Raw genomic sequence first — 12,685 nt, forward strand, 5'->3', positions numbered from 1 at the left:
CGCCTCAGGAACCGTGCACCCCGGCGCGGTACTTGGGGAGCCGCAGAGTGATCTTCATGCCCGCTCCGACCCCGGTCTCGATGACGAGCCCGTACTCGTCGCCGTACACCTGGCGCAGCCGCTCGTCGACGTTGAGCAGACCGATGCCGGTGGAGGAGCCACCTTCGCCGCGCAGGATCTGCCGCAGCCGTTCGGGTTCCATGCCGATGCCGTCGTCCTCGATGACGACCTCGGCCTCGGAACCCGCGTCCAGGGCGGAGATGGTGATCCGGCTGCGGGTGACGGCTCCTTCGAGCCCGTGCTTGACGGCGTTCTCGACGAGCGGCTGGAGGCAGAGGAAGGGCAGGGCCACGGGCAGCACCTCGGGCGCCACTTGCAGGGTGACCGCGAGCCGCTCACCGAACCTGGCCCGTACGAGCGCCAAGTACTGGTCGATGGAGTGGAGTTCGTCGGCAAGGGTGGTGAAGTCGCCGTGCCGCCGGAAGGAGTAGCGCGTGAAGTCGGCGAATTCCAGGAGGAGTTCGCGAGCCTGCTCGGGGTCGGTGCGGACGAAGGATGCGATGGCCGCGAGCGAGTTGAAGATGAAGTGCGGGGAGATCTGGGCGCGCAGGGCCTTGATCTCCGCTTCGATCAACTGGGTTCGCGAGCGGTCGAGTTCGGCGAGTTCCAGCTGTACGCAGACCCAGCGGGCCACTTCGCCCGCCGCTCGTGCCAGCACCGCGGACTCGCGTGGCGCGTGGGCGACGAGCACCCCGAGCACCCGGTGGTCGACGGTGAGCGGTACGGCCACCGCCCAGCGCAGCGGGCAGTCGAGATCACCGCAGTCGGTGGTGAAGGCGGTGTCGCGGCCGTTCTCCAGCAACTCCTTCACCTGCTCCATCACGTCCGGGCCGTGGTGGTGCCCCGCCCCGTCCCAGACGAGTACCCGTTCCCGGTCGGTGAGGCAGAGCGCGTCGGTGCCCAGCAGGGAGCGCAGCCTGCGGGCGGAGCGCCGGGCGCTGTCCTCGGTCAGTCCGGCCCGCAGCGGGGGTGCGGCCAGCGACGCGGTGTGCAGGGTCTCGAAGGTCGCGTGCTCGACGGGTGTACCGACGTCGCTGGGCCGCACCGGGCGGGCTGTGCGGCGGCCGAGCAGGAAGGCCGCTCCGGTCAGCAGGGCGACCAGTACGGCGATGACCGCGATGCCGGCCGCCGTCATCGGTCCCTCCCGGCCGTCAGGGCTTCCGGGAGGTGGAAGCGGGTCATCGCCGCGTTGGTGCCCGGGGGTACGCGCCCCGGGGTGGCGAGCGAGACGAGGACCATCGCGAGAAAGCCGACTGGCACCGACCAGACAGCGGGCCAGGCCAGCAGTGCGTGCGGCCAGCCCGGCGGCCGTACGGCCCCGCTCACCGTGATCGCCACCGCGATGAGCGCCGAGCCGCCGCCGAGCAGCAGTCCGGCGATGGCTCCCGGCGGGGTGAGGCGGCGCCACCAGATGCCGAGTACCAGCAGAGGGCAGAAGGACGAGGCGGAGACCGCGAAGGCCATCGCCACCGCGTCGGCGACCGGCACCCTGCTGACGAGGAGCGAGCCGGCCAGCGGGACGGCGATGGCGAGGACGGTGGCGGGCCGGAAGTAGCGCACCCCGCGCTGCGGCAGGACGTCCTGGGTGATGACTCCGGCGACGGCGACGGTCAGGCCGGAGGCGGTGGAGAGGAACGCGGCGAACGCTCCCCCGGCGATCAGCGCGCCCAGCAGGTCGCCGCCGAGCCCGCCGATGACCCGCGCGGGCAGCAGCAGTACGGCGGCGTCCGCGTCGCCGCCGTGCCGCAGTTCGGGGGCGTAGAGGCGGCCGAGCGCTCCGTAGACGGGTGGCAGCAGGTAGAAGAGGCCGACCAGGGCGAGCACGGCGACGGTGGTGCGGCGCGCGTCGCGGCCGTTGGGGCTGGTGTAGAAGCGGACGACGACGTGCGGGAGTCCCATGGTGCCGAGGAAGGTGGCGACGATCAGTCCGTAGGTCGCGTAGAGCGGGTGGTCGGCGCGGAAGACGGCGTGCTGCCCGCCGAAGGTGACGGCCGGGCTGCCGTCGCCCTGCCAGGCGAGTACCAGGAAGAGCGCGGGGACCAGGAGCGCGGTCAGCTTCAGCCAGTACTGGAAGACCTGGACGAAGGTGATCGACCGCATGCCGCCCGCCGCGACCGCGACCACCACCACCGAGGCGACGAGCACGTCTCCGAGCCAGCCCGGCGCGCCGGTGAGGATCTGCAGGGTGAGCCCGGCGCCCTGGAGCTGGGGGACGAGGTAGAGCCAGCCCGCGCCGACGACGAACACGCTGACCAGGCGGCGCACCTGGCGCGATTCGAGGCGGCCCTCGGCGAAGTCCGGCAGGGTGTACGCCCCCGAGCGGCGCAGCGGGGCCGCGACGAAGAAGAGGAGCACCAGATAGCCGGCGGTGTAGCCGACCGGGTACCAGAGCATGTCGGGGCCGTGTACGAGGACCAGTCCGGCGATGCCGAGGAAGGACGCGGCGGAGAGGTACTCACCGCTGATCGCCGCCGCGTTGAGGCGGGGGCGGACGGTGCGGGAGGCTACGTAGAAGTCGGAGGTGGTGCGGGAGATCCGCAGGCCGAATCCGCCGACGAGCACCGTGGCGAGGACGACGAGGGCGACCGCCGCCCAGGAAGCCGTGTGGTCGGGGGCATTCACCGTTCGGGGCGCCCTTCGCGGGGGCGGGCGGGTATGCCGGGCGGGGGGCCTGCGGTGTTGTTCACGGGGCGGGACGGCCTTCCACGAGCCGGGCGAAATCCCGTTCGTTGCGTTCGGCCCGGCGTACGTACCACCAGGCGAGGAGGGTGATCGGCGGGTAGGCGGCGAATCCGAGGGCTGCCCAGACGACCGCCCCGCTGCGCAGGGTGGTGAAGACGAGCGGAAGGGTGCCGGCGACGAGCGCGAGGGCGGTGAAGGCGGTGAGCCCGGCGCGGAGCTGGCTGCGCATCAGCGAGCGTACGTACGCTCCTCCGAGGGCGGTCTGCTCGTCGATCTCGGACTGGGTGCGGTGGCGCGGCAGCGGACGCACCCTCCGGGGTACTCCGGTGACGACCTCGCGCCGGGGCGTGGGCTCTGCGGACATGGGCCGGTAGTTTAGGGGGCGCGGGGTGCGGCTGGGAAGGGGCCTGGTCAGCGGCTCGACTGGCGCATCAGCAGATCGCGCAGGGCGCGGCTGTGGCGGCGGCTGACGGCGAGTTCGGCGCCGCCGATGCGGACGCTCATGGCGCCCGCGTCCAGGCGGAGTTCGTCGATGCGGGCGAGGGCGACGAGGTGGCGGCGGTGGATGCGGACGAATCCCCGGGTGCGCCAGCGCTCCTCCAGGGTGGTGAGGGGAATCCGCACGAGGTGGCTGCCGGTGTCGGTGTACAGACGGGCGTAGTCGCCCTGGGCCTCGGCGTACACGATGTCCTCGACGGGGACGAAGCGGATCACTCCGCCGAGCTCGACCTGCACCGGGTCGCCGCCGGTGTCGTGCACGGGCGCGGTGCGCTCCCCCACCTGTTCCGCGACGCGGCGCACGGCCTCGGCGAGGCGTTCGCGGCGTACGGGCTTGAGCACGTAGTCGACGGCCTTGAGGTCGAAGGCGTGGACGGCGAAGCCCTCGTGGGCGGTGACGAAGACGATGAGCGGGGGCGCGGCGAAGCCGCCCAGCAGCTGGGCGACGTCGAGGCCGGTGAGGCCGGCCATGTGGATGTCCAGGAAGACGACGTCGATGGCGCCGGGGTCCTCGGGTCCCGCGTCGACGGCGGCGCCGATGCGGCGCAGCGCCTCGGTGGCACCGGTGGCGCCTTCGGCACTGTGGATGCGGGGGTCGGCGCGCAGGAGGTAGAGGAGTTCCTCCAGGGCCGGTTCTTCGTCGTCGACGGCGAGTACGCGCAGCATGAGGCCGGAGTGTAGGCGGTACGCGCGCCCCGGCGGACCACGCTCACTTGAGGAAGCGGGAGGTCCTGCGGTCGGCGAGCGGCTTCCCGCCGGTCTGGCAGGTGGGGCAGTACTGGAGCGCGGAGTCGCTGAACGACACTTCGAGCACGGTGTCCCCGCAGACCGGGCAGGGTTCCCCCGCCCGTCCGTGGACGCGCATGCCGCCGCGTTTCTCGGACTTGAGCTTGCCGGCGGCGACCCCGCTGCTGCGCGCGACGGCTTCCTCCAGGGTGGTACGCAGCGCGGTGTAGAGGTGGCTGATGTCCTCGTCGCCGAGGTCGGTGGTGCGCTTGAACGGGGACATCTTCGCGGCGTGCAGGATCTCGTCACTGTAGGCGTTGCCGATCCCCGCGATCAGCGACTGGTCGCGGAGCGCGCCCTTGATCTGGCGGCGCTCCCCGTCGAGCAGGGCGGCGAACGCGTCCCGGTCGAAGTCCGGGGCCAGCGGGTCGGGGCCGAGCCGGGCGATGCCGGGGACGTCCATGGGGTCGTGGACCAGGTACACGGCGAGCCGCTTCTTGCTGCCCATCTCGGTCAGGTCGAATCCGTCGCCGTCGGCGAGGACGGTGCGCAGGGCCAGCGGCCCCTTGCCGGGACCGGGCGGTTTGGCGGGGAAGGACTCCCGCCACTGGAGCCAGCCGGCCCGGGCCAGATGGGTGACGAGATGGAGCGGGCCCGCGCCGACGTCGAGGAACTTTCCGTGCCGGTCCACCGAGGTGACGATGGTGCCCTCCAGGACGGTGGGCGGCGGGTCGTACGTCTTGAGCACGTTGACGGAGAGCGGGAGGACGCGGGCGATCTCCCTGCCGACCAGGTGGTCGCCGAGGAAGACCCGCAGGGCTTCGACTTCCGGCAGCTCGGGCATGTGTCCAGCCTGCCGCAGGCCCCGGACGGTCGGCCACCGCTGGCGGGGCCGCCGTCCGTACGTCGCACCCTCGGGGCGGTTCAGCCGAGCCGGTAGACGCGGGTCGCCGTCCCGGTGAAGACGGCGGCGCGCTCGTCCTCGGAGAGGCCCGCGGTGAGGGTGCGGGCGGCCCCGAGGACCTCCTCGTACGGGGCGGCGAGCCGGCACACCGGCCAGTCCGAGCCGAACATCAGCCGTCGCGGTCCGAAGGCGTCGAGCAGGACGTCGGTGTACGGGCGCAGGTCGTCCACGGTCCAGTGGTGCGGGTCCGCCTCGGTGACGAGGCCGGAGAGTTTGCAGACCGTGTTGGGCAGCGCCGCCAGCGCGCGCAGGTCGTCGGTCCAGGGCTGGAGGTGTCCCTGGGCGACGGGGGGCTTCCCGGCGTGGTCGAGTACGAAGGTGAGTCCGGGCAGCAGTGCGGCGGCTGCCGTGGCGGCGGGCAGCTGGTGGGGCCGGACGATCAGGTCGTAGGCGAGTCCGGCGTCGGCGACGGCGGCCAGGCCGCGCTGCACGTCGGGGCGGAGCAGCCAGTCCGGGTCGCTCTCGCCCTGGACCTGGTGGCGGATGCCGCTCAGGCGGTCGCCGCCGGGCAGCTCCCGGAGTGCGGCGAGGGTGCCGGCGACGTCCGGGGCGGTGAGGTCGGTCCAGCCGACGACCCCGGCAACGAGGTCGCTGCCGTGGGCGAGGGCGAGGAACTCGGGCGTCTCCTCGGCGACGGAGACGGTCTGCACGAGGACGGTGGCGGCCACGCCCGCGGCCCTGGCCACGGGTTCCAGGTCGGCCAGGGTGAAACTGCGCCGGATGGGGGCGAGCTCCTCGCCGGTGATCCACTCCTGGTCCCGTACGGAGAGGTCCCAGACGTGGTGGTGGGCGTCGACGATCGTCGCGGGTCCGGTCATGTCACCGCTCCTCGGAGGCCTGCGACCCGGCGGGCGCGCCCGGGGCCGGGAGGAGGCCTTCGGCGCGCAGGTCGTCCCAGAGCGCGGCCGGCGGCGGAGTGCGCAGCAGGGCGGCGGCGTCGCGTACCTCGTCCGGTGAGCGGGTGCCGACCAGCACGGTGGCGACGGCCGGGTGGGCGAGGGAGTGGTGCAGGGCGGCGGCACGCAGGGGGACGCCGTGCGCCTCGGTGACGGCCTTCATGCGCAGGGCGCGTTCGAGCAGGTCGGCGGGGGCGGCCGCGTAGTCGTACGGGGCGCCGGGGCGCGGGTCGGCGAGCAAGCCCGAGTTGAAGACCCCGCCGACGACGACGCTGCGGCCTCGGGCCTCGGCCTCGGGCAGCAGTTCGTCCAGCGCGCTGCCGTCGAGCAGGGTGTGGCGGCCGGCGCAGAGCACGACGTCCACGTCGGTGTCGCGGAGGAAGCGGGTGAGCATGGCGGTCTGGTTCATCCCGGCACCGATCGCGCCGACGACGCCTTCGGCGCGCAGCTGTTCCAGCGCCGGGTACGCCTCGCCGAAGGCGGCTTCGGCGTGGTCGTCCGGGTCGTGCAGGTAGGCCACGTCGATCCGGTCGAGCCCGAGGCGCAGCAGGCTGTCCTCGATGGATCTGCGCACTCCGTCCGCGCTGAAGTCCCAGCGTCGGCGGTGCGTCACCGGAACGGCGAACCCGTCGTCGAGCCCGTCCGGAACCGGTGTCCCGGCGGGCAGCGGGTCGAGGATCCGCCCGACCTTGGTGGAGAGGGTGTACGAGGCGCGGGGCCGCGACCGCAGTGCGTCGCCGAGCCGCCGTTCGGAGAGGCCGAGGCCGTAGTGCGGGGCGGTGTCGAAGTGGCGGACACCCTCGTCCCACGCGGCGTCCACCGCGAGGGCCGCCTGTCCGGGGTCGACCGCGCTGAAGAGATTGCCGATGGCCGCTGCCCCGAAGGACAGTTCGGTGACCTCGACCGCGGTACTTCCGAGTGTGGTGCGCCGCATTGCCCTGCCGCCCTCGTTGAATGATCGCTTTGCCTACAGAGCGAATATTCATCGGATCACTGCGGCAAGTCAACCGGGGTGGCACCCACTTTCCCCCCTCTCACCTCGGAATCAGTCCGATCAATCGGTCACTCCGTCCGGCCGAGTACGCGTAGGGGCCCCGGTGAGTTCCTGGAGCGCGGCCAGCTCGTCCGTCATCGCCGCTCCGAGCAGGTCGAGGTCGGGCAGCGCCCGGCCGTCGGCGACCAGTCCGACCTGCACCCGCCCGCCGTAGGTGGAGAGCGCCACGGCCAGCGACTGCCCCCGGGCCAGCGGGGCCATCGGATAGAGGGAGCGCAACGGGCAGCCGCCCAGCGACAGTTCGGCGCGGGGCAGTGGGACGCTGGTGACCAGGAGGTCGAAGAGCATCCGGGCCGCGTTCCCGGCGAGCGGAGCGCCGAAGCGGTGGGCCAGCGGCGGCAGCCGGTCGGCCAGTACGGCGACGGCTCCCGCGCCCTTCAGCGGGCCGGCGGCCTTGTTGCGCTCCATGGCGATGCGTACCGCCCGCAGCCGGCCGCGGGCATCCGGCTCGGAGACCGGGAGACCGAGGAGGTAGGCGGAGAGCCGGTTGCCGTTCTGCGCGGCCCCGCCGGGGCGTCGGCGCGAGACCGGCACCAGGGCTCTGGGGTCGTCGCCGGGCAGTTCCTCTCCGCGGCCGGTCATCCAGCGCCGCAGCGCCCCGGCGACGACGGCGAGCAGCACGTCGTTGGCCGTACCGCCCTCGGCCCGGCGGACACGCTGCACGGCCTCGGCGTCCAGGTCCGCGGTGACGAGCCGCCGGGTGCCACTGGAGCCCGCCGCGAGGGCGCCGGAGCCACCCGGTGCCAGCCGGCTCGCACGCACCACGGAGGCGCCGACACCCAGCGCCCGGCCGACCTCCTCGAGGCGGCCGAGCGCGAGGCCGGCGACCTCCCGGGGGCCGGGCATCCAGGAGCGCGGCGGGACGGGGGTACGCCGCACGGCCGTCGCACGGCGGGAGGCTACGGCCGCGATCTCGTCGAAGATGCCCGCGCCGATCGCGACGGCACGCATGCCGTCCGCCAGGGCGTGGTGCAGTTTCACGAGCACGGCGAACGGGCCGCCGCCGGAGCTGCTCTCCAGCAGGTACATCTCCCAGGGCGGCAGTCCCCGGGCGATCGGGCGTTCCATCAGGTCGCCGGCGAGCGAGGTCGCCGCCGCCATGAAGTCACCCGGGGGCAGGACGGCCCGGTGCACGTGACGGCAGACGTCGAAGTCCTTGTCGGTGGACCAGGCCGCACCGCCGAGGGGCAGCAGGACGTCCCGTACCCGCATCCGGAGCCGGGGGACGGCCACCGCGCGTTCACGGAGCAGTTCCAGCACGTCCTGCCGGGGGCCGCCGGGCACCGGGGAGAAGACGGCGAGCGCGCCCAGATGCATCGGGTGGGCCTCGGACTCCAGGTGCCAGAAGGCCAGATCGAGTGGGGCGAGCAGTTCGGTACCCATGGGGGTCCTCATGTCATCGGGGGAAGAGCGAGACCGCCGTACACCCCCAGTCAAATCACGGCGATCAGTTACGGTCAAGGACGGACATGTTACGTTCCGCTACCGCACGGTAGATGGCGGAATTCGTTCACGGGTCGGCAAAATCCGGCCTGTTGGGGCAGCGGGGCGAGACTCAGGGACGGCGGGACGGACCGGGCCGGCCGGGGCCGCCGGGCTCCTCCGGATCGTCGGACCCGTCGGACCCGTCCGAGTGCCCGGGAAGCTGGTGGTGCTCCCGGCGCTCGGGGCGGCCCGCCCGCTCGAACCGCTCGGGAATGAGGAACTCGCCCCAGACGCACTTGCCGCCGCCCCGGGACTCCACCCCCCAGACGTCGGCGAGCCGGTCCACGAGCATCAGCCCGCGTCCCGAGACTCCGGCGTCCCCCGCGTCACGGCGTCGCGGCAGCGCGCTGGAGCGGTCCTCCACGTCGACCCGCAGCCGCCGCTCGCCTCCCGCGAGGATCCGGATGGTGACGATGGCCCCGCCGTCGGTGTGCATCAGGGCGTTGGTGATCAGTTCGTCGGCGGCGAGTTCGATCTCGTCCGCTCGCTCCCTGGCACCCCAGGCGCGTACTGCGGCTCTGATCATGTGCCGGGCGGAACTCAGCGCCTCGGGGTCGTTCTGGGCGACGTGCTGCCTCAGCCGTCCGCCGGGCTGCGGAGTGGGCGCGGCGTCGCGATGCAGCAGCAGGACCGCCACGTCGTCCTCGCCGCCGTGTTCGTCGACCGCCTCGCACAGTTGGTCGGCGAGCCGCCGGATGTCCTGCGGGCCGTTGCGCACCATGTCGGTCAGCAGCCGCATCCCGGCGTCGAAGTCGGTGTCGGGGAGCTCCACCAGACCGTCCGTGTAGAACACCAGCGTCTGCCCGGGGTCGAGTTCGACGGTGCTCACCGGGTAGTCCAGACGGCCGAACTCGGCGGAGAGCCCGAGCGGGAGGCCGCCCTCGACGAACAGCTTGTGACAACTGCCGTCGGGGTCCCGGACCAGCGGCTCCATGTGACCGGCCCGGACCATCTGCATCACGCCGGTGGTCAGGTCCACCTCGGCGTAGATGCAGGTGGCGAAGCGGTCGGTGTCCAGCTCGTGCAGGAAGACGGAGGCGCGGGCCATGACGGTCGCGGGGCTGTGCCCCTCGGCCGCGTAGGCGCGCAGCACGATCCTGAGCTGCCCCATCACGGCAGCCGCGTGGGTGTCGTGGCCCTGGACGTCCCCGATGACCGCGCCGACCCGGCCGCCGGGGAGCGGGATGACGTCGTACCAGTCGCCGCCGATGTCGCGCCCCATCCGGGCGGAGCGGTACCGGACGGCGACCTGCGCACCCGGCACCTCCGGGATGCGGCGCGGCAGCATGGCCTGCTGGAGCCCTTCCGCTAGGTCGTGCTCCTGCTCGTAGAGCATCGCGCGCTGAAGGCTCTGCGCGATCGAACTGCTCAGGGAGACCAGGAGGTTGCGCTCGTCGGCGGCGAACCCCGACCGGTCGTCGTAGAGCAGGCCGAGCGCGCCGATCGGGCGGGCCTGGGCGATCAGCGGAAGGTAGGCGGCGGAGGTGATTCCGAGGTGGCCGACCTGCGACCAGAGCTCGGGGTAGGAGGTGGCGAAGTCCTCGGAGGTCTCGATGAACCGCGGGTCCAGCGTCCGCAGGACCTCGCTCATCGGATACTGCTCGTCCACCCGCGTGTAGCGGGTGCCCGGCACGAACGACCCCTCCGGCCCGTCCGCCACCAGGTGGATGCGCCCAGCCTCCAGAAGCCCCATGACGAGGCTGGTCGCCCCCAGGTGGGCCAGGCCGCGCGAGTTCTTGAGCACGTCGATGACATCCTGCACGGTTCGGGCATGGGCGAGCGCCGCGGAGGTGGCCTGCACCAGGCTGGTCCGCCGGCGCCGCTCCTCGTCCAGTTCCTGGCGCGCGGCCGAATCCGCCAGTTCCTGGGAGGCGTCCCGGACGATGCCGAGGATGCGGCGCGGGCGGCCCTCCGCGTCTCGCCGGATGAAGCCCTGGGTGTGCGTCCAGCGCAGCGAGCCGTCACGGAGCCGGCAGCGGAAGTAGGCACCGTAGCTCTCCCGCCCCGCCTTGAGCGCCTGCTTGACCATGGCGTCGAGCCGGGCGCCCTCGTCCGCGGGCACCCGCAGGGAGAGGGAGGCGGGCTGGTCGTCGTACTCCTCGGCCCGCAGGTCGAACACGTCGAGTGCGGGCTGGTCCATGTGCATGAGGCCGCTGTCAAGATCCCAGTCGAAGCTGCCCATACGGTTCAGGGCGAGGCTGAGATCCGGGAGGGCGGGCCAGTCTTCCGGGAGTGACAGGGCACCCGCTACCCGATCATCCATGTCGGCCACTCTGCCACCATTTATCCGATTCTTCGAGCGGTTCGCGAAGCGGGCCGGGCCCGAGCGTCCCGTGGCGGCCCGCGCGGTTCACTCCGGTTCACTCCAGTTCACGCCGGTTCACGCCGTGGACGTATCCAGCCCCGCCGCGTCGGAGTCGCCGGCGGCATCCTGGGCCGCGGAGTCCGCTCCGCCGGTGAAGTCCGGCAGACCCGCGTCCGCCTCACCGGTGAAATCGGGCAGGTCCGCCGCTCCCCCGGCATCCCCGGTGAAGTCGGGGATGCCGTCCCCCGCGAAGTCGGGGAGGCCGTCCGGCCCGAAGTCCGGTTCGCCCGTGAAGTCGGGAAGGCCGTCGGCGGTCCCGTCGCCCGTGAAGTCGGGGAGCCCTTCGGCAGGACCGTCGCCCGTGAAGTCCGGCAGATCCCGGGCCCCCTCGTCCGATTCCGGGGATCCGGGAGCGGGCACGCCGGAGTCCGCATCCCCGCCGGACTCCTGCGGGGATCCGTCCGAGGCGTCGGGAGCGAAGGGGAAGAAACCGGCGCCCGGGTCCGCCGCGGGCGGCGCGGCGGGGTTCTTGTCCTCGGCGCTGTAGCCGCTCGGCCGCTCGATCCACGTCCCTTCGACGAGATCGGCGATGACCAGGCTCTCCAGCGCCCGCGCGCTGGGCTCGATGTCCAGCACCCGGTCGGGCGCGTACCCGGCCCAGCGCTCACCGCGGTCGGCGATCCGCCCGGTGAGGGGTACGGCGGGAGCGAGCGGGTTGCCGGAGGCGCACCGCACCCGGGGCAGCCCCCGGCTGTCGACCATCACCGCGGTGCCCGACTGGAGCACGGTCTGGAAACTGGTGGGGGCGCCCGCGGCGAAGCCGTGGTCGGTGACGCGTACGTCGGCCCGCAGCACCACCGGGGTCAGCGCGCGCAGATACCCGGGGATCTGCACCGCCTCGATGCCCGCCACCCGCGCGAAGGCCCGGGCCCGGCGGGAGTCCTCGCTCAACAGATCGGCCTGTGCGTCCACATCGCAACCGGGCGTGTCGCGGACGCCGCCGTACAGTCCTGCCGCGTCGCCGGTGACGACGTGGACGGCCTGAGCCTCGGCAGGGGGGCCGCCCGCCGGAAGCGGCTGCGCGTCCTCGGCCCCCGGGACCACCCCCGCGGTGGACGCGGTGAAGGGCGCCGGACCGCGGGCGGCGGCCGGCTGGAGCAGCACCTCGTGACCGACGGCCGTCGAGGCGGGACGGGCTGCCCCGTGTCCGGATGCACCGGAACAGCCCGCCGCGGAGAGGGCCGCCACGGAGACCACGGCGGACAGGGCATACGGAAGTCGTCGGGACGAGCGCACGGTGCTCTCCTGCCAGTACGTACGGGGTGGTTGGTTCCCTCATGTCTGACGCACCCGCGCACCGCCCGCAAGCCGGGGTACGCCCGCCCGGCGCAGCCTTGAACACATTCAATCCCGGGACAGCCCTTATGCTCGGCCCCGGGACCATCGCGTCGCGCCCTCCCACCGCTGCCCGACGCGTACGCACCGGAAGGACGGCCCACGTGCACACCTTCACCTACCCGGAGATCGGCGCCACTCGCGTGGACCCGCTGCCGAGCGGGTACGCCCATCTGCGTCACCGCGCCCGGGTCGGCCGGGGGCGGGCCGCGTTCGAGGCCGCCGGTGCCGCGGTGACCGAGTGGCGCATGCACCGTACGACGGGGACCCTCGTCGACGCGTCCGCCGACCGTGCGGAGGTGGGCGGGTTCGTCGAAGTGACCCTGCGCATGGGCCCGTTGCGTTTCACGGCTCCCTGCGAGGTGGTGTGGGCCGAGTACACGCCGACGCGCATCGGTTTCGCGTACGGAACGCTCGGCGGGCACCCGGAGAGGGGCGAGGAGTCCTTCGTGGTCGAGCTCGCGGACGACGGAACCGTCTGGTTCGCAGTCACGGCGTTCTCCCGGCCCGCGCTCTGGTACACCCGCCTGGCAGGACCGCTCGTTCCTGTCCTCCAGCGGCTGTACGCGCGGCGGCTGGGGCGGACGCTGCGCCGCATGGCGACAGGCTGAGCCGGGCGG

The 12,685-nt window shown here is 73.0% G+C and carries 11 protein-coding genes; 1 reads left to right on the plus strand and 10 read right to left on the minus strand.

The features are described from left to right. Nucleotides 1-4: 4 nt before the first annotated feature. From OHA55_RS35290 to OHA55_RS35335, 10 genes are all read right to left on the minus strand, one after another. Nucleotides 5-1,195 (minus strand): sensor histidine kinase, encoded by a 1,191-nt coding sequence (locus tag OHA55_RS35290; RefSeq protein ID WP_266714394.1) that lies wholly within the window; start codon nucleotides 1,193-1,195, stop codon nucleotides 5-7. Next, nucleotides 1,192-2,682 carry a cation acetate symporter gene (locus tag OHA55_RS35295; RefSeq protein WP_266714396.1) on the minus strand — a complete coding sequence of 497 codons (1,491 nt, stop codon included), beginning with the start codon at nucleotides 2,680-2,682 and terminating at the stop codon, nucleotides 1,192-1,194. The genes OHA55_RS35290 and OHA55_RS35295 overlap by 4 nt, the downstream gene beginning before the upstream one ends. Nucleotides 2,683-2,743: 61 nt before the next feature. Then, nucleotides 2,744-3,106 (minus strand): hypothetical protein, encoded by a 363-nt coding sequence (locus OHA55_RS35300; protein ID WP_266714398.1) that lies wholly within the window; start codon nucleotides 3,104-3,106, stop codon nucleotides 2,744-2,746. Between the two features lie 47 nt (nucleotides 3,107-3,153). Continuing rightward, complete coding sequence (locus OHA55_RS35305; protein WP_266714400.1) at nucleotides 3,154-3,906, minus strand: LytTR family DNA-binding domain-containing protein; 753 nt, start codon at nucleotides 3,904-3,906, stop codon at nucleotides 3,154-3,156. Nucleotides 3,907-3,949: 43 nt separating this feature from the next. Beyond that, nucleotides 3,950-4,810 (minus strand): Fpg/Nei family DNA glycosylase, encoded by an 861-nt coding sequence (locus OHA55_RS35310; protein WP_266714402.1) that lies wholly within the window; start codon nucleotides 4,808-4,810, stop codon nucleotides 3,950-3,952. Nucleotides 4,811-4,890: 80 nt separating this feature from the next. Beyond that, nucleotides 4,891-5,748 (minus strand): amidohydrolase, encoded by an 858-nt coding sequence (locus OHA55_RS35315; protein WP_266714404.1) that lies wholly within the window; start codon nucleotides 5,746-5,748, stop codon nucleotides 4,891-4,893. Nucleotide 5,749: 1 nt separating this feature from the next. Further along, a complete protein-coding gene (locus tag OHA55_RS35320) occupies nucleotides 5,750-6,760 on the minus strand; it encodes an aldo/keto reductase (RefSeq protein ID WP_266714406.1) in 1,011 nt (336 codons plus the stop codon). 120 nt (nucleotides 6,761-6,880) lie between these two features. Then, the gene (locus tag OHA55_RS35325) at nucleotides 6,881-8,263 is read right to left on the minus strand and encodes a wax ester/triacylglycerol synthase family O-acyltransferase (RefSeq protein ID WP_266714408.1); all 1,383 of its coding nucleotides are present in this window, start codon (nucleotides 8,261-8,263) and stop codon (nucleotides 6,881-6,883) included. A gap of 172 nt (nucleotides 8,264-8,435) precedes the next feature. Further along, nucleotides 8,436-10,628: a SpoIIE family protein phosphatase gene (locus OHA55_RS35330; protein WP_266714410.1), complete on the minus strand. Its 2,193-nt coding sequence runs from the start codon at nucleotides 10,626-10,628 to the stop codon at nucleotides 8,436-8,438. 117 nt (nucleotides 10,629-10,745) lie between these two features. Further along, the gene (locus OHA55_RS35335) at nucleotides 10,746-11,966 is read right to left on the minus strand and encodes a DUF6777 domain-containing protein (RefSeq protein ID WP_266714412.1); all 1,221 of its coding nucleotides are present in this window, start codon (nucleotides 11,964-11,966) and stop codon (nucleotides 10,746-10,748) included. A gap of 203 nt (nucleotides 11,967-12,169) precedes the next feature. Between OHA55_RS35335 and OHA55_RS35340 the strand changes: the two genes are divergently transcribed. Continuing rightward, nucleotides 12,170-12,676, plus strand: a complete 507-nt coding sequence (locus OHA55_RS35340) for a DUF1990 family protein (RefSeq protein WP_266714414.1) — start codon at nucleotides 12,170-12,172, stop codon at nucleotides 12,674-12,676. Nucleotides 12,677-12,685: the final 9 nt, after the last annotated feature.

The sequence above is a fragment of the Streptomyces sp. NBC_00102 genome (genome assembly GCF_026343115.1).
Lineage (GTDB): Bacteria > Actinomycetota > Actinomycetes > Streptomycetales > Streptomycetaceae > Streptomyces.

Coding starts and splice junctions, on each gene's coding strand:
- OHA55_RS35315 (WP_266714404.1), bottom strand. CDS start 5,748: ATGACCGGACCCGCGACGATCGTCGACGCCCACCACCACGTCTGGGAC.
- OHA55_RS35300 (WP_266714398.1), bottom strand. CDS start 3,106: ATGTCCGCAGAGCCCACGCCCCGGCGCGAGGTCGTCACCGGAGTACCC.
- OHA55_RS35330 (WP_266714410.1), bottom strand. CDS start 10,628: ATGGATGATCGGGTAGCGGGTGCCCTGTCACTCCCGGAAGACTGGCCC.
- OHA55_RS35320 (WP_266714406.1), bottom strand. CDS start 6,760: ATGCGGCGCACCACACTCGGAAGTACCGCGGTCGAGGTCACCGAACTG.
- OHA55_RS35310 (WP_266714402.1), bottom strand. CDS start 4,810: ATGCCCGAGCTGCCGGAAGTCGAAGCCCTGCGGGTCTTCCTCGGCGAC.
- OHA55_RS35325 (WP_266714408.1), bottom strand. CDS start 8,263: ATGGGTACCGAACTGCTCGCCCCACTCGATCTGGCCTTCTGGCACCTG.
- OHA55_RS35305 (WP_266714400.1), bottom strand. CDS start 3,906: ATGCTGCGCGTACTCGCCGTCGACGACGAAGAACCGGCCCTGGAGGAA.
- OHA55_RS35290 (WP_266714394.1), bottom strand. CDS start 1,195: ATGACGGCGGCCGGCATCGCGGTCATCGCCGTACTGGTCGCCCTGCTG.